Raw genomic sequence first — 19527 nt, 5'->3', positions numbered from 1 at the left:
GCTCAGCTGCGGCATGCGCACCGCGCGCTGGCACATGATTCGCTCGCTACGCTCGCTCACGACAGTGCCTCGAATCGGGCCTGCACAGCCTGACCGTGCGCGGGCAGATCCTCCGCATTGGCAAGGGCCACAACATGTCCGGCGACATCCTTCAACGCCGCTTCGGTGTACTCCACGATGTGGATGCCACGCAGGAACGTCTGCACGCTCAGCCCCGAGGAGTGCCGCGCACAACCAGCGGTCGGCAGCACGTGATTGGAGCCCGCGCAGTAGTCGCCGAGACTGACCGGAGCCCACGGCCCGACGAAGATCGCGCCGGCACTGCGCACCCGACCCGCCACCGCAGCCGCGTCGACAGTCTGAATCTCGAGGTGCTCGGCGGCGTAGGCGTTGACAACGAGCAGACCCTGCGCGATGTCGTCGACGAGCACGATCCCGGACTGCTTGCCCGACAACGCTTCCCGCACCCGATCGTTGTGCTTCACCACGGCCAGTTGCGCATTCACCGCGGCATCGACCGCATCGGCCAGCGCCACGGAGTCGGTGACCAACACACTGGCCGCGAGCACATCGTGCTCGGCCTGACTGATCAGATCGGCGGCAACGTGCACCGGATCGGCAGTCTCATCGGCGAGCACCGCGATCTCGGTAGGACCGGCCTCGGCGTCGATCCCGACCAGCCCACGGCACAGCCGCTTGGCCGCCGTGACGTAGATATTGCCGGGCCCGGTGATGAGATCGACAGGTTCGAGCGCCCCACCATCGGTATCCACACCGCCGTAGGACAGCAAAGCCACCGCCTGCGCCCCGCCGACAGCCCACACCTCATCGACACCGAGCAGCGCGGCCGCCGCCATGATCGTCGGGTGCGGCAGCCCACCGAACTGCGCCTGCGGCGGCGAGGCCACCACCAGCGACTCCACACCCGCGGCCTGCGCGGGCACCACGTTCATCACCACAGAAGACGGGTACACAGCGTTGCCGCCGGGCACATACAGCCCGACCCGCTCCACCGGCAGCCACTTCTCGGTCACAGTCCCACCGGGCACGACCTCGGTCACCGTGTCGGTGCGCCGCTGATCGGCGTGCACCTTCCGGGTCCGCTCGATCGCGACTTCCAGGGCAGCCCGAACAGCCGGATCCAGTTCGGAGAGAGCTTTGGCCAGCTCGGCGGCAGGCACCCGCACCACAGCGGGCCGCACCCCGTCGAACTTCTCGCTGTATTCCAGCGCGGCCTCAGCACCCCGATCGCGAATATCCTCGACGACCGGCCGCACATGATGCAGCACCGAGTCCACGTCGACCCCTCCACGCGGCAGCGCGGTGCGCAGCTCGGCAGCGGAAGGAGTACGACCGCGCAGATCGACGCGGGCGAGCTCGATGCGGGAAGTCATATCGGGTTACGGTCCTGTTCTGTGCTGGGCCTGAAGGTCAGCTACCAGCCTAATGCCCGCCCGCCATCGCTTTTCCAGCACGTCCCACGCGAGCAAACCGAACGGTCTACCGAGACAGCACGGGCGAGCCACTGATCGGCTCGCCCGTGCTGCTACTGGACGCGGGTGTCGTCGTCGATGCGCAGGGAACCGCCGGAGTTCACCACGCGCATGACCAGCGCCTTGGTCGTGCCGTCGACCGTGATGCTGGCCAGGCGCATGTCCGTGGATCCGTCGGCATTGTTGCCGCTCACGGCCATGATGCTGGCGAAGCTCTGGACAGTGCGGTCGTTCCAGTACGCGCGGAAATCGGCCTCACTGCCGTAGACCTTCTGCGCGGCCGGGGTGAGCAGCGACCAGGAGCCCGCCGGATTGCTGTAGAAGTTCTCGACGAGCAGACCGGCCGAACCGATATCGACGGTGCCGACATTGCTGGCCTGTCCGAGCGGGGGAAGCGCCGCACTGGGCTTGGGGGTCGCCGAAGCCTGAATCGAGGTCGGCGGACCCGCCTGCACCTGCGGTGAATCCGAGTCCGAACCGCTGAACGCGCTGATCGCGACGGCGACCGCCGCGACAACCGCACCCACACCGGACCCGATCAGTACCGCGCGCCCCTTACCTGCCTGCTTGCGATGCACGGGCGCGGGCTGGGCCTGGGTGCGCGGGTGCGCTGCGGTGTCGTGGCGGGGCTGCGGACGCGGGTTCGACCGGATCTGGCGGGTCGTCGCCGTGGACGCTCCCGCATGCGAGGCGCGACGCCCCGACTGCCGGATCACCTGGGTGGTCGCCGCAGAATTGCGACGGCCGAAAGCCTCACTGGCGGGGACGAATCCGGCGGGCACCGCGTTGTCGTCCTCGGCGAAGTGCGCCAGCGCGTCGCGGGCCTCGGTCATCGTCGGACGATCGAGGGGGTCGGGGCTGAGCAGGTCGAGCAGGAAATCGGTGGCCGGTCCCGCGTTGTGCGGCTCGCGGACCTGCCCGTTGGCGGCGGCGTAGAGCACGGCGAGGGGGTTGGCGTTGGCACCGTAGGGCGGCTCGCCTTCGAGGGCGTGGAAAAGCGTTGCGCCGAGGGCGAATACGTCAGCGGCGGGGGTCGGGTCGGAGCCGCGCGCCACCTCGGGTGCCAGGTAGGCGGCGGTGCCGCAGATCAGCCCGGTTTCGGTGAGTGTGACGTCACCGGCCGCGCGGGAGATGCCGAAGTCGGTGATTTTCACCTCACCGTGGTCACCGAGCAGGATATTGCCCGGTTTCACGTCGCGGTGCACCAAGCCGGCCTGGTGGGCGGCGATCAGCGAGGAGGCGACCTTCTCACCGATGCGGGCCACCTCGAGCAGCGGCAGCGGGCCCTTCTGACCCAGCTCTCCCGCGAGGCTGACCGACTTGAGGTACTCCATCACCAGGCACGGATCACCGTTGTGCTCGGTGATGTCGAAGACCACGATGGCGTTGGGATGCTGGAAGCGTGCCGCGTTGCGGGCTTCCCGAATCGCGCGCTGGCGCAACACATCCCGCTCGCCCTCGGGCAAGCTGGGTTTGATGTGGATCTGCTTCACTGCCACGGAGCGTTGGAGGCGTTCGTCGACAGCACGCCATACAACGCCTGTGCCGCCGCTACCAATACGCTCGACCAGGCGGTAATGCTCCGCGATCTTCTGACCGGTATCGATGGCGCCTACTCCGAACCTTCTCGAAATTGTGACATCCCGCGTATTGACCATGGGTATGGTCCGCCGACGAGTGTAGCTGGCTGGGTGATGACCGCGTGCGGCAGCGGGGGGATTGCTCGCCTGCGGAGGGAAAGATGACTCATGGTGTCACACGCAGCATCCGTCCCGCTGCCTCGACCGCCGGTCCGGAGCTCCCGGCGTCGGAAACGAACACCGCGAACGCCAGATCATCCTTGATTCCGACGAACCAACCGTGTGCGTGGGTGTCGTCGAGGTATTCGGCGGTGCCGGTCTTGCCGAGCAGACCTGGGATGTCACGCAGCGCCGTTGCGGTACCGGCGCTCACCGTCTCCCCCATCATGGCCTCTATCTGCGACGTCACCGCTGGGGGCACCGGCGACGAGGTCCGATCCGGAGCGCCGGGACGCCCGCGAATGATGCTCGGCGGGGGCGCGGAACCGTGCGCGAGGGAGGCCGCGACGAGCGCCATACCGAACGGCGAGGCGGTCACCGTGCCCTGTCCGATGCTCGATTCGACCCGTTGCGCCGGATTGTCGGCGGGTGGAACTTTCCCGGTGACAGTCGTCAAGCCGGGTGTCACGTAGTCGACGCCGAGACCGAGTTGTTGGGCGGCCGCGGTGAGTCCGTCGGCGGGCAATTTCACTCCCAACTCGGCCATCGTGGTGTTGCACGAGCGTGCGAACGCGGTGTGCAGAGGCACCATACCCAGGTCGAAGCCGTTGTCGTTGGGAATCGTTCGTCCCTCGATGGTGGCGCGGCCGGGGCACGGCAGCACGGTGTCGGGGGTGAGCCCGCCCGCTTGCAGTGCGGCCGAGACCGTGACGGTCTTGAACGTGGAACCCGGCGGGTAGAGCCCGGTCAACGCGATCGGGCCCTGGGCGTCGGCGGGCGCGTTCTGTGCCACCGCGAGGACCTCGCCGGTCGAGGGCCGCAACGCGACGATGGCGGCCGGAGTGGCGATCGGGGTGAGCGCGTCCTCGGCGGCGTGCTGTAGGTCGATGTCGAGGGTGCTGGCGATGTCGGCGGTGGGTTTCGCGTCGGGGCCGGCGATGCGCTGGGTGCCGGTCGGGGTCTGCGCGCGGATCGCCCAGCCCGCGGCGGTGTCGGCCTGCTCCTGCCAGATCTCGGCCAGGCCGCCGATCGTGGGCCCGGACAGTGCCTTGTCGACGGTGAGCAGCCGGGTCTGTGGCGCGAGTGTCACTCCGCGCACCCCGGTCAACCCCTGCTGCACCGGCGCGATGTCGGCCTCGCGCAGCGCGACGGCGGCGATCGGTTTGCCCTGTGCCGCATCGAGATCCGCCCGCAAACCGGCCTCCGTGACGCCCTGTGGCGCGAGCAGCGCCGCGACGGCGGCCAGGTCCGCATCGGGTGCGACGTTCACCAGCGTCACCACCTGCTGGGTCATCAGGTCTCCGCCCGAGGCGTCGAGTACGCGGGCCGGTTTCGGTTCGACCGGGCTGTAGCTGAGCGGGCCGAGGTCGAGCCCGGGGGCGACCGTGGTCGGCTGCCAGGCGATCTTCCAGTCGTCCTCGCCGGTGGTGGTGCCGGCAGTCGAATAGGTCCACGCGTTACGACCGCCGGGGCCGAATTTCCAGGTGGATTCCAGCGTGAAGGACTTGCCGTCGGTCGATGTCAACCGGACGGTGTCGTTGGGGCCGAGGTTGTCGAACAGCGCGGTCAGTACCGGGCCCGCTTGTTCGGGCGCGTCGGTCAATGCCGCGGCGGCGGCAGCGTCTCCGCTGGTCAGCGCGGCGGCGAAGGACTCGACGACGGTCTCGGGTTGGTCCGGTCCCGACGAGCACGCGACGGGAAACGCGGCGAGCGCGACGAGCAGGACCGATGCCTTCCGTGGGATGCGCACGGGTCCGAGAGTAGCCCGATCTGTGGTGCCGGTGGGGTTGTTGTTGCGGCAGTGAGGAATCCGCCGGGCTACCACCAGCCCGTGATCGCCCCGATCTGCCGCCCGAGTTCGGGGGCGAGCGAGCGGGCGTAACTGGCGGTCAGGTGGTGTTCGTCGCGATAGATGAGCACATTGCCCTCGACCACCCGGCAACGCTGCGGTCGGCACACCGCGTCGGACAGATCGAGCGGGTGGACGTTCGGATACCCGGCCGCCGGTTCCTGGGCGGGGTCGAGGGGGTCGAGGACTTCGGCGCGGTCGAGCCCGCAACTGTCGGGGTCACCACGGTAGGCCAGGCAGTCGGTGGCCCGGTAGAGCACGCCGTCGCGGCGCAATCGTGGAGTGTCACGCAGCGCGAGCACATTGAATCCGCGATCCTGCATGGCCGTCCACACCTCGAGGTATTCGGCGGGCACCTCGTCGCCGAGGCCGTCCATGCGGTAGCGGGTGGACAGGGTCAGCACCCAGTTCGGTGGTTCGGCGGACAGCCGGTCGAGCACCTCGACGGACCACTCGTGACATTCGGGGAACGGCCACTCCGCGTAGGACGGCTCATCGGAGAGCACGACCGGGCACCCCTCCTTGAGGTAGGAGATCACCCGGAACCCGTGTTCCACGCCGAGCACCTCCAGCGCGGGCAACCAGTGCTCGGAGTGCGAGCCGCCGACCAACGCGATCGAACGGTCGGCGGTGGGGTCGCCGTAGGTGCAGACGCGCACCTCCCGGTCGGGGGTGATGCACCCGTCGGTGGTCGGCGACGGCGTGTCGGCCTGTCCTTCGAAGACGGTGGGGCGCATGGGTTCCGGCGAGTATTCGGCACCGGTGAGCAACGCCTGGGCGCCCGGGTAGCGCTGGGCGTCCAGTGCCTGCGGCGGCACGGCCGGGTTCGCCACCAGCACCACCTGCCACCCCACCGAGGCGATCAACACCGCGACGGTCATCGCGGTGACCAGGCCGCCGGTCGGCTTGCGGTTGTCGGCTCGCTGACCACGCGGGGGCATCCGCAGCGGCGTCTCGATCAACCGGGTCGTCGCATAGGCCAGCACCAGCGAGGCCCCGATCACCACCAACCCGTCGACGACCCCGGCATCGGCCCGCCCGGTCTCACCGAGATAGAAGATGAGGATCGGCCAGTGCCACAGATACAGCGGGTAGGCGATCGCGCCGAGTTCGGTGCACAACCGTCCGGCCAGCATCCGGTTCGGCCACGCCTGCGCGGTCGCGCCGAACCCGGACGCGATCACCAGGCAGGCTGCGAGCACCGGCCACAGCGCCGCGACACCGGGGAACTGATGCGCGCCGTCGAACAGCGGCCCGCACGAGACCACCATGGCGAGCCCGATCGCCGCCGCGAGCCCACGCAGCCGGTTCGGCATCCGCAACCAGGGTGCCGCCACCGCCAGAATCGCACCGGCGAGGAGTTCCCAGCCGCGCGCGAAACTGTCGTAATAGGTCCACGCCTGGTGCTGCGTGGTCCCCGACGCCGCGTACCAGAACGACAGCGACCCGAGCCCGACCAGCACGATCACCAGGGCCACCCGCCCGGCCGCACCGCGTCGGCGCAACCAGGCCCATCCCGCGAGGAGCGCGAAGATCGCCAGGTAGAACTGCCCCTGCACCGACATCGACCACAGGTGCTGCAGCGGGCTCACCGAGGGATCGGGCGAGAGATAGTCGAGTTCGGCGGTCGCCAGGTACCAGTTCTGGCTGTAGAACATCGAGGCCAAGGTCTGCACGGTGGCCTCGCCGAGCTGGGTGTACGGCCGCAAGAACACGGTGGCGAGCAGAACCGCCGCTAACACCACCACCAGCGACGGCATCAGTCGGCGCGCGGTCCGGCGCGCGGTCTCCCCCACCTCGACGCCACCGGCCCGTTCCACTGCGCGCACCACCGCGCCGGTGAAGAAGAACCCCGACAGCACCAGAAATACATCGACACCGCCGGATACGCGCCCGGCCCACACGTGGAACGCCACCACGAGCGCGATCGCTACCCCGCGTAGCCCGTCCAGATCCTGTCGTCGTGCGACGGTGCCGCCGACCGCCATACCGCCATCGACCCGCGACGCACTACGGACATTCGGCACCATCGAACCCACAGAATCGGCCCCCACAAAGGAATTGTTTCCCGGCAAGTAACCATCAATTTGCCGTAGCGCCATCCAGGAAGCAAACCGCCGTGCCGCGCGGGCGAGGCGCTATCCGCGTCGCCAGGGGGTGGTCGCGAGGGTGGTGGCGTCGGTTTCGGTGAGGTCGATGTCGAAGGTTTCGCCCAGAATCTTGGTGAGCTCGGTGGGGTCGAGATCACGCGAAGTGCCGGTGCCGTCCGGGTATTCCGTGATGAGTGTCAGGTCGTCGAGCACGTAGTGGACCTCGGGCAGGAAGCGCTGGAGGAAGGGCCGGGTGGTGAACGGCGAGCGCGGTGAGGTCGACACGAAGTGGTTGCCGACCGCGTAGTCGATGCGGAACTGCGGGTTCTCGGTGAAGGTGTAGCGGTCGATCCAGCCGTCGCGGCCGAACTGGAACATCACCCACTGGTCGGCCCGACGTTCGAGCCGGTAGCGCCACTCACCGAGGGCGAATTCGCCTGCGCTGTCGACCAATTCGTACGGTTCGAGAGGTCCGAAGCCGAACCCGACATCGCAGATCCACACGCGGTCGTCGTCGGGAGTGGTCACGCGCAGCAGGGCGTGGGTGGCGGGTCGCAGCGCTCCGGTGTCGGCCACCCCGTAGGTGACCCGGCCGCTGAGTCCCGAGACACCGAACCCGAGCCGCTCCAGCGCGGCGGCGAAGAGCGCGGCGTTCTCGAAGCAGTACCCACCGCGCCGCTGCCGGATCATCTTGTCCTGCAGCGAAGCGAGGTCAAGGGGGATGCCGCGTCCGAGGATGATCTCGAGATTCTCGAACGGGATGGTGGTGGTGTGGGCGCGTACCAGGGCGCGCAGGGTCTCGACCGAGGCGGTGCGCGGTCCGTCGTAGCCGATTCGGGCCAGGTAGGCATCCAGGTCCAGTTCGGCACCCTGCCAGCCGTGATCGTCGCTCATCGCATCCTCGTTCCGTTGGTTGTCTTTCGCACAACCACGGCCCGGTGAGCGTTTGTTCCTCCGGGGTCGGACCCGGCGTAATCGCACAATTCGCGGCCGTTCAGTCAGATATCTGATTGTCGAGCCGCGTTTTGTACGATTACGCCGGTTCGTCAGCGCAGTGCGGCCTCGGACCCGCGGTGCAACTGCACCGGCGCCGTCTTGCTCGCGGTGTCGGCGTTGATCCCCTTGGCGGCCGGGTTCGCCTGTTCCAGTTGGGGTTTGCGATCCAGCAGCGTCTTGGTGAGCACACACGCCAGGTTCGCGTCGAGGTCGTCGCGGACGACGAGCAGGTTGGGCACCACGATGGTCGGTGTGTCGGCGGCCAGGCCGTAGGTGGCGGCGGGGATCGAGCCCGTCTCGTAGACCGGGTTGATCTCCTTCAGTTTCGGCAGCACTCCGGTGATATCGAGGAAGCGGACCTTGTCCTTCGCGGTGGTGAACAGGTCGGTGATGCCGGGTGTCGGCAGGCCACCGGACCAGAACATGGCGTCGATAGAACCGTCCTTGAGCCCGTCGACGGTCTTGGTCAGGTCGAGGCGCTGGGCGGACACGTCACTGTCCGGGTTGAGCCCGGCGGCCTGCAGCACGCGCTGGGCGATGACCTCGGTGCCCGATTTGGGCGAGCCGGTGGAAACCCGCTTGCCGCGCAGGTCGGCCAGCGAGTTGATGCCCGCGTCGGTGCGCACGATGACCTGGGTGTAGTTGTCGTAGAGCCGGGCCAGTGCGCGGATCGGCTGCGCGGAGGTGAAGCTGGCCTTGCCCGCGACCGCGTCGGCCGCGGAGTCGGCGAGGGAGAAGCCGACCTGGTAGGTGCCGCCGACGACCTGCTGGATGTTCTGCACCGAGGCGCCGGTTTCGGCCGCGGTGGCCTTGACGGTGCCGTTGGTGGCGGTCGAGATCTGTTCGGCGTAAGCGTTGCCGAGCGCGAAGTACACACCGGTGGCGTTGCCGGTGGCGATACCGATCCTGGTGTCCTGCTTCACTTCACAGGTCACCTCACCGCCCGCGTCGGCCGTCGGGGTGTCCTGCCGGCCTCCACAGCCGGTGAGCAATGCCGCGGCCGCGACCACGGCGACAATACTTCTGACCATCAGGTCCCCTCTCGTCGACGGCGATGCCGCCGGTTCGATGTGAATTACGGTGTGTCCGTGGATGTTCGCCGCGTGCGGTCGACGAGCCCCGCCACCGCGGCGACGACCAGCAACCCGAGTCCGATCCCGGTGGCGATCGGATTCGGATACAGCAGTGTCAGGCCCGCCGCGGCCGCCAGTCCGCGCGGAATCGGTCCGATGGCGCCGACCCCGAACAACCACCCGCCGGTCGCCGCCGCCAGCGCCGCGACACCCGCGCAGGCGGCCGCGCTCACCCACAGCACGTCGAGCCACGGGCCGCGCCCGAGCAGGTGCTGCCCGGAGTCGGTGAGCACGAACATCAGTGGCACCAGGAAGGCAGGCAGGGCGTAGCGCAGGGCGTGCCACATCGTCGGCATCGCCTTCGCGCCGGTCACCGCCGCCGCGCCGACGGCGGCCAGCGCGGTCGGCGGCGTCACTTCCGACAGCACCGAGAAGTAGAAGACGAACATGGCGGCGGCCGGTGCGGCGACGTGCAGGTCGAGCAGCGCGGGCCCGATGATCACCCAGCCGATCACGAACGACGCCGTCACCGGGACCGCCAGACCGAGCAGCGACAAGGCGATCGCCGCCAGCACAGCGGTGGTCGCCAGGACGATCGCGGGATCATCCGACAGTGCGGAGCCGGCTTTGACCAGCAGCGCGGCCAGTTGCGCACCGAGTCCGGTCTTGGTGGTCATCGCGGTGATCACGCCCGCTGCCGCACACACCGCGACCACGGGCAGTGCCGAACGCATGCCGTGTGAGAGTGCGCGCAGCGCCTCGATCACGAACTGCGTCACGGTTTTTCGCGTCCAGCGATGCCCGACCTCAGTAGCAGACTTGCGCAGCATCCGATCCGGGATGGCCAGCAGCAGCGCCAGCACGGTGGCATAGACGACAGCTCGCGTCGCACTCACCCCGACCAACAGCAGCACCACGATCACGACCAGCGACGAGAAGTGATACCCGAAGCGCCCCAGCAGTTTCCACCACGGCGTCGGCAGCGGCCCGTCCGCCAGATCCGCGGGTGCCCGCCCGTCCGCGTGGATGCGGCGCGCGTCGATCTCGACCGACAGCAGAATCCCGAGGTAGTACAGCAGCGTCGGGATCAGCGCCCACCCGAGCACCGTCACATACGACACATCGAGATATTCGGCGACGATGAACGCCGCGACACCCAACGTCGGCGGCGACAGAATCGCACCGACACCGGCCGCTGCCAGCATCCCGCCGGCCTGCTCGGGCCGGTACCCCGCCTTGCGCAGAATCGGCCAGGTCACCGCACCGGTACTCACCGCGGTCGCGGTCCCCGACCCCGAAACGGTCCCGAGCAGAAACCCCGACGCCACCGCCGTACGGCCCGCCGCACTGTGCGAGCGACGGAACAGCGAGACGGACAGTTCGACGAAGAACCGTGCGGCACCGGAGAATTCGAGCACCGCACCGTACAGCGTGAACAGCACGATGTAACTGGCTGCCACATCCAACGGAGTGCCGTAGAACCCACTGCCGGAGTTGTACAGCGCGTCGACGATCTGATCGACATCGAGCCCCGCGTGCGCGATCGACCAATCCTGCGGCAACAGCCCGCCGTAATACCCGTACCCCAGAAACACCAGACACACGATCGGCAAGATCACCCCGGTCGTCCGCCTGCACGCCTCGAGCACGAGCACCAGCAGCAACCCACCCATCACCACATCGAGCGGCGCCAGCATCCCCTGCCGATCGAGAAACGCGTCGTATCCCCCACCCGCATCCCCGATCCGAATCGGCAGCACCGGATACAAACACACCACCAGGGTGACCCCGGCCAACACCCAGTCGAGCACCGAAGGCCCATCAGCCCGGTCCAGCGGCCCCCACCACGACCGATAGCTCAGATACACCAACGGCAACGCGACAGCCAGAAAGACAACCAGGTAGTACTGACTCCCCTGCGCCAACGGCCGAAACACCTGCCACACCGACAAAAACGCCAGGCCGAGCGCAACAACCCCCACCAGCCGCCCGGTAAACCCCGAGAGCACCCGAGCAGGCCGTTCCTCGTCATCCACCCCCAGCTCAGCCGCAGTAACAACCGGTGGCGCTGCGTTCATGAGCGGACGATAGCAACGAGATTCGCCCCCGGGGAGCGAAACCGACAACCACACTCCCTGCACAAAATGGACACTACGAAAGGGCGGATAATGTTGTCGTGGCTGCGATACGACGAATTGTTGTGATGGGAACTTCGGGTTCCGGCAAGACCACGCTGGCACGCCAGATCTCACGCCAGCTCGACATCCCACACATCGAACTGGATGCGATCCATCACCAACCGAACTGGACTCCGATGTCCGCGCCCGATTTCCAGGCAGCCGTTGCCGAGCGGATCGCCGGGGACGCCTGGGTGGTCGACGGCAACTATCGGGGCAAACTCGGCGATCTCGTGTGGCAGCGCGCCGATACGGTGGCGTGGTTCGATCTGCCGCGGTCACTCGTCATGCGCCAGATAGTCCATCGGACCGTCAGTCGGTTCCTGACCGGGCGTGAGCTCTGGAACGGCAACCGCGAGCGTTTGGCGAACATGCTCTCCCTCGATCCCCAACGATCGGTGATCATGTGGGCGTGGACGACCCACGCGAAGAATCGGGCCGGTTACCTTGCCGCACAATCGGATCCGGCGTATCAGCACCTCACGTTCGTGCGGCTGGGTTCGCACCGTGCGGCCGCCGCGTTCCTCGGCGGGCTCTCCCCTTCGGAGTAATCGATCCTCGAGGTGCGCCCGGTTGTCGGTGCCCGCGCCTACTATCCCGGTCATGCTCTCGATCGATATCGCGCAGCGTCGCGCCCGCCTGGCGGTCAGGCATCGTCTCGCGCCGTCGGCCCGCTCGACCGACCCTGTCGACATCGCGCGTTCGATGGTGGTCCTGCACGCCACCGACCCTGCGACAGTGTTCCTTTCGGTCGGCGCTCGTGGCGTGGATCTGACACCGGCCGATGTGGAAAAGGCGCTGTACGACGACCGTGCGCTGATTCGGATGCTCGCCATGCGTCGCACGATGTTCGTCGCGCCGACCGAGTTGCTGCCGGTGCTGCAGGCATCCACCTGTGATGCGCTGGCCCGCAAGCAGCGCCGTACCTACGGCCGCTACGTCGAACAGGCCGGCGTGATCGACGGCGATATCGCGACGTGGCTGGCCGAGGTCGAAGCGGAGACCCACGCGGCGTTGCTGACCCGCGGCGCGGCGACCGGTGCTCAGCTGAGCAAAGACGTGCCGCGCCTGCGCACCCAGATCGACACCGCTCCCGGCAAGTCCTATTCCAAGCCGACCAGCATCACCACCTGGGTGCTCGTGGTGCTCGGGGCCGAGGGCCGGATCGTGCGCGGTCGCCCGAACGGCAGCTGGACCAGCAGCCAGTACACCTGGGCACCCGTGGAAACCTGGCTGCCAGACGGCTTTTCACCTTTGCCTGCCGCCGAGGCCCGCGTCGAACTGGTCCGTCAGTGGCTGTACACCTTCGGCCCGGCCCCGATCACCGATCTGAAATGGTGGACCGGCTGGACCCTCGGCGAAGTCCGAAAAGCCTTGGCGGAACTGGACACAGTAGAAGTAGACCTCGACGGCACCCCCGGCATAATCCTCGCCGACGACCGCACTCCCGTCCCCACCCCCGAACCCTGGGCAGCCCTGCTCCCCGCCCTCGACCCCACCCCCATGGGCTGGCAATCCCGAGACTGGTTCCTCGGCCCCCACGCCCCCGCCCTCTTCGACACCAACGGCAACATCGGCCCCTCCATCTGGGCCGACGGTCGCATAGTCGGCGGCTGGGCCCAACGCCCCGACGGCGAAGTAGTAACCCGCCTCCTCGAAGATGTGGGCACCGATACCCGAAAACTCATCGAAGCCGAAATAGACCGCACCACAACCTGGTTCGGGGAAACCCGAGCCATCCCCCGCTTCCGCACCCCCCTCCAACGCGAACTCACCGCTTGAGAGCTATCCGCTGACCGCTTTCGGGAAAAACTTCACGAGCCTCGACTCTTGTTTCCCGGGCATGACGACGATCGACTCCCCTCGACAATCGCCCTTCTCCAAAATGTCTACGCCACATTGCTGCCGTTCATCACAGACATCGCGGTCAGTGGTCCGGGACTGCCTACATCGAGCTCGAGACAGTTTTCTGGCGCGATAGGGGCACCTCGCCGTGCTCTTGTTCGTCCCATAATCCTTTGAAGTCGGGCAGGTGCCACCAAAACACCGCTCCGCCAGCACAGTTCGTTTGCTGGATGATCTGCGTCATCAGGTGACGGCCGGCCGGCCGCGCTGATGTTTCGAGAAGCACACGCCCGCCCCGACCGAGCGACAGTCAGTAGCCTCGCGCAGTGGTGAAACTCGGGTTGAACAAGAGCAACCGACGCCGCACAACGGTCGCCAGACTTCCGGCAGCATTCTGCCGGTTTGTCGCTGCTGGCCACGAAAACACCCCGCCAGACAATAGATCGGCAGAATACTACCGATTGCGTCCAATTTCGAGTACTCTCCACAAGCAGAGCTATCAATTCGGCAGTATTCTGCTGATCGGAGGTGGACCGTGGATGTACTGAAAGACATCGGGGCGAAGATCCGGGCGGAGCGCCGCCGCCACCACCTGACCCAAGAGCAGCTTGCCGAAGTGGCGGATACCTCCACGCGCACGGTTCGCGATATCGAACAGGGTCGAGGTTCGACCAGCATCGGCACGGTCACCGCGGTGGCCGGCGCACTGGGACTGACGCTGACGGTGTCGCCGTGACGGACTTCGAAGCGCTACGCAGGGTCAGCAGCGCTGATGTCTACAAGGCAGGCCATCTTGCTGCCTCCATCCGCAGAACCGACGATGGTGGTACCGAATTCCGGTACATACCTGAGTATTCCGGCGATCCGATCGCATCGACATTGCCCCTCGACACTGAACCGGTTACCGGCGGATCAGGGTCGGTCCCGCCGTTCTTCGCGGGACTTCTGCCAGAGGGACACCGCTTGACGGTGCTTCGTCGTGCGGTAAAAACCAGCGCCGACGACGAACTCAGTCTGCTCCTCGCCGTCGGTGCCGATGCCCCCGGTGATGTTCAGGTTTTTCCCGCCGGTGCGGACCCTGTCGACGTTCCCGCGCTCGTCGACTGCATGTCAGCGGACGAGCTCGAATTCGACCGGCTCATAGACGACGTCGACCGGCAGGCCATTCCAGGCATCCAGAACAAGGCGAGCGCGTCGATGATCAGTACGCCGATCGCAGCCGGCTTCGGTCGATTCATCCTGAAGCTGTCACAGCCGGAATACCCGCATCTGATCGAGAACGAAGCCGCACACCTGGCCGCGGCGCGAGCATTGAAGTTGGAGGCCGCTGGTTCGGATCTCGTGCATGACAAATCCGGGCAGCCAGGCTTGCTTGTCCGCCGCTTCGACCGTGTCCACGAAGGTGATGCGTGGCGTCGTCTCGCGTTCGAAGATGCAACCCAACTGCTCGGATTGCCGCCATCGGCGAAGTACAACGTCGACACGATCGATGTTGTCGCAGCGATCACCGGGATGGTTCGCGCCCCTGTCCTCGCAGCACGAAATCTCTACTTGCAGTTCCTCTTCGCGTGGTTGACCGGCAACGGTGACCTACACGGGAAGAACGTCGGCGTCCTCCAGGACAGCGAGGGGCGCTGGGATGCCGCACCCATCTACGACATCCCCTGCACCTTGATATACGACGACGATTCGATGGCGCTGCCGATCGCCGGACGCACCAAGGGTTTACGGCCGAAGCACTGGTCCGCTTTCGCCGCGGAAATCGGCCTGCCGTCCAAAGCCGCGACATCCGCGCAACGCCTTGCGCTCCGCGCGGCCGCGACGGTCGATCTCGACCGGCTGCCCTTTAACGGGTCACCCTTGAACAGAACTCGCCGTGAGCTGCGCTTGCGCCGCGGCGAGTTGGAGCAGGCGCTCGACTCGTAGCACCCCCGGCTCGATATCGGTTGGAGTCCCGATCCGCAGACACATCCGTCATAGTGTTCACATGAATACCGAACAGCCCGAGTGGATTCGACTGCTGGCCTATGACGCCGTCAAGGGCGCACCGCGACCGATCAGTGCCCTGCGCGGTTGACTGCGTGACCGCGGAGTCGACTGGATGCCGTTTTCCGCCGAAGACATCCGCTTCGATCTCATGCGTGCCCAGCATGCCGACGGCCGCATCGGCTGTGTCGTCGGTGTAGCGGTCCGCGGCGAGGCCCTGTACCCGCTGGGCCTGCACCCCGACCAACCGGAATCGCAGCCGATGCACCCGTCGCCACCCGCTTGGTGGCATGCTGCCGCTGAGCGCACATAGCTCTGAGCTGCGGGGATTCAGCGCAAAGATGGTTCGGCTTGGGCCGGGTGGACCCACAGTGCGACCACGCGCGGCTCTCTGTCGGGGCCGATGTCGCCGTAGAGCGGAACCACTCGGTCCCAGAATTCCCAGATTCGAGAGCGCATCCCCGCGTCGTCGGGGTTGGCCAGGCGCCAGCCGATGGCGAGGGACAGGATGTCGGGGGCGTCGAGGACCAGTTCGATGTGGGCGTTGGGGAAGCGGTCGAGGTACAGCCGGATGGCTTGGGTGAGTTGGTCGGCGGCGGCGCGCAGGTCGTGGCCGCCGTTGCCGTCACCGCGTAGGTCGAGGGTCGGTTCGTCGGCGGTGGCGCCGTAGCCGACGGCGAAGACGGGGGCGCGGCCGCCGGTGTCGGCCAGTTCGGTGGCGGTCAGCCGACGTCCTGCCGATGATGTCGCGGCGACCACCTCGGCCATGTCACCTTCGGAGACTGCGATCAGTAGTCGGATCCTTTGTGCGGCAGCATCTTCGGTTGGCCCATCGGGCAACAGGACCGGGGCGCCGTGCACCATCGCGGCGTGGCGCAGTTGCGGTAACGGCGCGAACGGTGCCGCCGAATGCGTGCCGGTCGCCGGGTAGGAGAAGGCTGCCGGTGGGCCGCCTTCGTCGACGGCCACCAGCCAGGTGCCGGGCCGGGGCAGCCAGTCGTAGCCGATCGAGACCGCCACCGGCCAGGCGAAGTCGGGCACCACCGAGTAGCCGGAGTCGCTGCTGTCGGCGTTGAGCGCGGCGTCGAAGATCGCTCGAACCTCGCCGACGATGCCGCGCAGATCCACCGCTCCATCGGACGTGGCGGTCGAAAAGGTGCGCCGGACCGCGCACAGATCCTGGGTCTGCTCCGCTGCGGCCGAGATGGCGGCCCCGTGCAGTGACGGCACCCGACTGCTGTCGGCGCGCAGGTAGTACAGCGTCCCGGAAGTGTTCCTGCGCCACAGATACCGCAACTGGAGCAACGCCACCAGCAGGAACAACGCCAGCAAAGCGAAGAACACGATGATCTGCGCCAGTGTGGCGGGCAGCAGATCCTCGGCCACCAGACCCATCACCGTGACCAGCAATGTCGAACACAACGCCAGAAGGAGCGGTAGCCCGTACTGATTCCAGCGGTTCATCCAGCGAGGTTACCGGCAGGCGGTCGGCCGATCACGGAAGCCGATCCGCATGTCCACCACCGATCACCGCAGGTCAGCGGCTCACATGTCCAAGCCGAGATCGAGCACACGGACCGAGTGGGTCAGCGCGCCGATGGCCAGGTAGTCGACGCCGGTGCCCGCGTACTCAGCGGCCTGATCGAGCGAAAGTCCGCCGGAGGACTCGAGTTTCGTGTCGGGCGCGTTGGTATTGCGGCGCTGAACGGCGGCTTGGGTCTGCCAGAGCGGGAAGTTGTCCAGCAGCACGAGTTCGACGTTCTCGGCGAGCACCGCATCGAGTTGTTCGAGGCTGTCGACCTCGACCTCACAGGCGATATCGGGTGCCAGTTCGCGGACCGCGCGCAAGGCGTTGACGACCGAACCCGCCGCCACGACATGGTTGTCCTTGATCAGCGCGGCATCACCGAGCCCCATCCGGTGGTTCACGCCACCGCCGACCCGGACCGCGTACTTCTGCAGGGCGCGCAGGCCCGGCAGGGTTTTGCGGCTGTCCCGGATCTTGCAGTCGGTGCCCTCGACCGCGTCGACCCACGCGGCGGTAGCGGTGGCGATCCCGGACAGGTGGCAGACGAGGTTGAGCATGGTCCGTTCGGCGGTGAGCAGGCCGCGGGTGGGGGCGACGATGCTCAGTACCGAGGTGCCGGGCTCCACGCGGGTGCCGTCGGCGACGCGCGCGGCGATCTCGTAGGTGCCCGCGCCGAGCACTTCGTCGAGCACGAGCAGCCCGACGTCCAGGCCCGCGACGGTGCCGTGCTGACGCGAGACCACCGAGGCCTTGCTCACCGCGTCCTCGGCGACGGTAGCGACCGTGGTGACATCGGGTCCGTAGCGCAGGTCCTCGTCGAGGGCGGTGCGGATCAGCGTCAGCAGCTCATCACGGTCGAGGGTGGCATCCAGAGCCATCACTGCACTCCTGTTCTCGGGCAGCTGTGCGCCGCACCGATCGGGCGGCAGACTTTCGCTGCGCCGGAATTGCTTGAACAACAACATATTTCAGTGCGCTCACCGTTGCCTGCGCGCGGGGACAACCGAGTCGTGCGCGTCGACCGCCGGACAAAAGCCGCCGACGCCGGTTCGACGATGCTCACCAGGCCCCCGTCGACAACGGCTCGGAGTCGACGGCCACGGCGGACAGTTCGAGACCACCGTGCGTATCGAGACGGATCACGGTGCTGTGTCGCTGCGCGGCGACGACCTCCGGATACTCCGACCGCGTGTGACAACCCCGGCTCTCGGTCCGGCAGGCCGCCGCCCGCAACAGCGCCCGCGCGGTTACTGTGAGCGCCGCGTCTTCGATGCGCCGCAGGTGCTGGACCGCGTCCACAGCTTCCGGCCCCGCCGCGAGCTGTTCCGCACCATCGACCGGCGGCGCCGCGTCTGCGACGCCCCGATCGACTTCTGGCGCAACCGAACCCGCGCCCGGGTCGAGCAGTGCCGCCTCCGAAGACATCCCGGCCTCGATGCGCCGCAACGCCTCGGCGAGCCCGACGCCGTCGCGCACGACAGAGGCGTGCTCGGTCATCGCCTGTTGCACCACCGCACGATCCGCGAATTCCAGTGTCCACGAGGAGATCTCGTCGACCCGTGCGGCAACACCGACCCGCTCGACCGCCGCCGCGCCGGCCCGCTCCCCCACCACGAGCCCTTCGAGCAGGCTGTTGGAGGCCAACCGGTTGGCGCCGTGCAGACCGGTCCTGGCGACCTCGCCCGCCGCGTACAGCCCCGGCACACCGGTCCGTCCGTGGGTATCGGTGAGCACGCCACCGCACTGGTAATGCGCGGCGGGCGCGACCGGAATCAGTTGCGCCGCAGGGTCGATGCCCGCCGCCAGGCACGAGGCGGTGATCGTCGGGAACCGCTGCGCGAACCCCTCGACGGCACGAGCGTCGAGGAAGACGTGGTCGTCACCGAGCGCCCGCATCCGCTCCGCGATCGCCCGCGACACCACATCACGCGGCGCGAGGTCACCGCGAGCATGGACGCCGGCCGTGACCGAGTTCCCTTGGGAGTCAACGAGAACGGCCCCTTCACCGCGCACCGCCTCGCTGATCAACGGCCGCCGACCCACGCCGCCGGGCGTGTACAGCACGGTAGGATGGAACTGCACGAATTCGAGATCGGCCACCGCGGCCCCGGCCCACAGGGCCAGCGCCACACCATCCGCGGTCGCTCCGGGTGGATTCGTACTCAGCGCGTAGAGCTGCCCGAGCCCACCGGTGGCCAGCAGTACCGAGGGCGTATGGACGACACCGAAACCGTTGTCCGACACCGCGATAACACCCTGTACACCATCGACTCCGGTCACCACACGCAGCGCGGCCGCACCGAACATCACTGGCAGCCCTGCCGCGTTCAGCGCGCGCTGCACCTCGGCGCCGGTAGCATCCCCACCGGCGTGAATGATGCGCCGCGTACTGTGCCCGCCCTCGCGAGTCCGCGAGATCTGCCCGTCACGACCGAGATCGAACACCGCACCGAGGTCGGTCAGCGCGGCAACCGCCGCCTGCCCACCCTCGACGATCGAGCGCACCGCGTCGACCTCACACAGCCCGGCACCGGCCTCGACCGTGTCACGCACGTGCGAGTCGACCGAATCACGCTGGGGCGCAACAACTGCGATACCACCCTGCGCGTACTGCGTGGACGTATCGGTGGGACCGCCCTTGCTCAGGATGAGCACCCGCAGCCCACGCAACGAGGCCGTGCGCGCCGCGGTGAGTCCCGCGACGCCACCGCCGATGACCACCAGGTCGACCTCGGCCTCCCAGGAAACCAT

At 67.5% G+C, this 19527-nt stretch carries 15 protein-coding genes; 5 read left to right on the top strand and 10 right to left on the bottom strand.

Features of this window, described 5'->3' with window-relative positions:
• Positions 1-56 precede the first annotated feature (56 nt).
• From hisD to ACFWUP_RS16570, 7 genes are all read right to left on the bottom strand, one after another.
• Positions 57-1394 carry a histidinol dehydrogenase gene (hisD, locus tag ACFWUP_RS16600; protein ID WP_379235083.1) on the bottom strand — a complete coding sequence of 446 codons (1338 nt, stop codon included), beginning with the start codon at positions 1392-1394 and terminating at the stop codon, positions 57-59.
• Between the two features lie 152 nt (positions 1395-1546).
• Positions 1547-3151, bottom strand: a complete 1605-nt coding sequence (locus ACFWUP_RS16595) for a serine/threonine-protein kinase (protein WP_379235081.1) — start codon at positions 3149-3151, stop codon at positions 1547-1549.
• An 88-nt stretch (positions 3152-3239) separates the two neighbouring features.
• Entirely contained in the window at positions 3240-4982 is a 1743-nt protein-coding gene (locus ACFWUP_RS16590) for a penicillin-binding transpeptidase domain-containing protein (protein ID WP_379235079.1), read from the bottom strand.
• 68 nt (positions 4983-5050) lie between these two features.
• Positions 5051-7135, bottom strand: a complete 2085-nt coding sequence (locus ACFWUP_RS16585; protein WP_379235077.1) for an acyltransferase family protein — start codon at positions 7133-7135, stop codon at positions 5051-5053.
• 84 nt (positions 7136-7219) lie between these two features.
• The gene (locus tag ACFWUP_RS16580) at positions 7220-8065 is read right to left on the bottom strand and encodes an arylamine N-acetyltransferase (protein ID WP_379235075.1); all 846 of its coding nucleotides are present in this window, start codon (positions 8063-8065) and stop codon (positions 7220-7222) included.
• A 152-nt stretch (positions 8066-8217) separates the two neighbouring features.
• A complete protein-coding gene (locus tag ACFWUP_RS16575; RefSeq protein ID WP_379235074.1) occupies positions 8218-9198 on the bottom strand; it encodes a TAXI family TRAP transporter solute-binding subunit in 981 nt (326 codons plus the stop codon).
• A gap of 44 nt (positions 9199-9242) precedes the next feature.
• Entirely contained in the window at positions 9243-11318 is a 2076-nt protein-coding gene (locus tag ACFWUP_RS16570) for a TRAP transporter permease (protein ID WP_379235072.1), read from the bottom strand.
• Positions 11319-11443: 125 nt separating this feature from the next.
• On the opposite strand from ACFWUP_RS16570, the gene ACFWUP_RS16565 reads away from it, so the two are divergent.
• The 5 genes from ACFWUP_RS16565 to ACFWUP_RS16545 all read left to right on the top strand — a co-directional run bounded on the left by ACFWUP_RS16565 (position 11444) and on the right by ACFWUP_RS16545 (position 15561).
• Complete coding sequence (locus ACFWUP_RS16565) at positions 11444-11968, top strand: hypothetical protein (RefSeq protein ID WP_379235070.1); 525 nt, start codon at positions 11444-11446, stop codon at positions 11966-11968.
• 52 nt (positions 11969-12020) lie between these two features.
• The gene (locus ACFWUP_RS16560; protein WP_379235068.1) at positions 12021-13199 is read left to right on the top strand and encodes a winged helix DNA-binding domain-containing protein; all 1179 of its coding nucleotides are present in this window, start codon (positions 12021-12023) and stop codon (positions 13197-13199) included.
• 598 nt (positions 13200-13797) lie between these two features.
• Positions 13798-13998 carry a helix-turn-helix domain-containing protein gene (locus ACFWUP_RS16555; RefSeq protein WP_379235066.1) on the top strand — a complete coding sequence of 67 codons (201 nt, stop codon included), beginning with the start codon at positions 13798-13800 and terminating at the stop codon, positions 13996-13998.
• Entirely contained in the window at positions 13995-15188 is a 1194-nt protein-coding gene (locus ACFWUP_RS16550) for a type II toxin-antitoxin system HipA family toxin (protein WP_379235064.1), read from the top strand. The genes ACFWUP_RS16555 and ACFWUP_RS16550 overlap by 4 nt, the downstream gene beginning before the upstream one ends.
• A gap of 175 nt (positions 15189-15363) precedes the next feature.
• A complete protein-coding gene (locus tag ACFWUP_RS16545; protein ID WP_379235062.1) occupies positions 15364-15561 on the top strand; it encodes a hypothetical protein in 198 nt (65 codons plus the stop codon).
• A gap of 17 nt (positions 15562-15578) precedes the next feature.
• Here the strand turns inward: ACFWUP_RS16545 and ACFWUP_RS16540 are convergent, their stop codons facing one another.
• From ACFWUP_RS16540 to ACFWUP_RS16530, 3 genes are all read right to left on the bottom strand, one after another.
• Positions 15579-16712 carry a hypothetical protein gene (locus tag ACFWUP_RS16540; protein WP_379235060.1) on the bottom strand — a complete coding sequence of 378 codons (1134 nt, stop codon included), beginning with the start codon at positions 16710-16712 and terminating at the stop codon, positions 15579-15581.
• Between the two features lie 81 nt (positions 16713-16793).
• Positions 16794-17654, bottom strand: a complete 861-nt coding sequence (gene nadC, locus ACFWUP_RS16535; protein ID WP_379235058.1) for a carboxylating nicotinate-nucleotide diphosphorylase — start codon at positions 17652-17654, stop codon at positions 16794-16796.
• A 181-nt stretch (positions 17655-17835) separates the two neighbouring features.
• Positions 17836-19527 carry an L-aspartate oxidase gene (locus ACFWUP_RS16530; protein ID WP_379235056.1) on the bottom strand — a complete coding sequence of 564 codons (1692 nt, stop codon included), beginning with the start codon at positions 19525-19527 and terminating at the stop codon, positions 17836-17838.

The sequence above is a fragment of the Nocardia sp. NPDC058658 genome (assembly GCF_042716665.1).
GTDB lineage: Bacteria > Actinomycetota > Actinomycetes > Mycobacteriales > Mycobacteriaceae > Nocardia.
The sequence above is the reverse complement of the archived record's forward strand: the minus strand, read 5'-3'. Positions and strand labels throughout refer to the sequence as shown.

Excerpts from the sequence above, each read along its gene's own strand:
- hisD (WP_379235083.1), bottom strand. The coding sequence starts at position 1,394 with ATGACTTCCCGCATCGAGCTCGCCCGCGTCGATCTGCGCGGTCGTACT.
- ACFWUP_RS16595 (WP_379235081.1), bottom strand. The coding sequence starts at position 3,151 with ATGGTCAATACGCGGGATGTCACAATTTCGAGAAGGTTCGGAGTAGGC.
- ACFWUP_RS16580 (WP_379235075.1), bottom strand. The coding sequence starts at position 8,065 with ATGAGCGACGATCACGGCTGGCAGGGTGCCGAACTGGACCTGGATGCC.
- ACFWUP_RS16575 (WP_379235074.1), bottom strand. The coding sequence starts at position 9,198 with ATGGTCAGAAGTATTGTCGCCGTGGTCGCGGCCGCGGCATTGCTCACC.
- ACFWUP_RS16570 (WP_379235072.1), bottom strand. The coding sequence starts at position 11,318 with ATGAACGCAGCGCCACCGGTTGTTACTGCGGCTGAGCTGGGGGTGGAT.
- ACFWUP_RS16565 (WP_379235070.1), top strand. The coding sequence starts at position 11,444 with ATGGGAACTTCGGGTTCCGGCAAGACCACGCTGGCACGCCAGATCTCA.
- ACFWUP_RS16560 (WP_379235068.1), top strand. The coding sequence starts at position 12,021 with ATGCTCTCGATCGATATCGCGCAGCGTCGCGCCCGCCTGGCGGTCAGG.
- ACFWUP_RS16545 (WP_379235062.1), top strand. The coding sequence starts at position 15,364 with ATGCCGTTTTCCGCCGAAGACATCCGCTTCGATCTCATGCGTGCCCAG.
- ACFWUP_RS16540 (WP_379235060.1), bottom strand. The coding sequence starts at position 16,712 with ATGAACCGCTGGAATCAGTACGGGCTACCGCTCCTTCTGGCGTTGTGT.
- nadC (WP_379235058.1), bottom strand. The coding sequence starts at position 17,654 with ATGGCTCTGGATGCCACCCTCGACCGTGATGAGCTGCTGACGCTGATC.
- ACFWUP_RS16530 (WP_379235056.1), bottom strand. The coding sequence starts at position 19,527 with ATGGTTTCCTGGGAGGCCGAGGTCGACCTGGTGGTCATCGGCGGTGGC.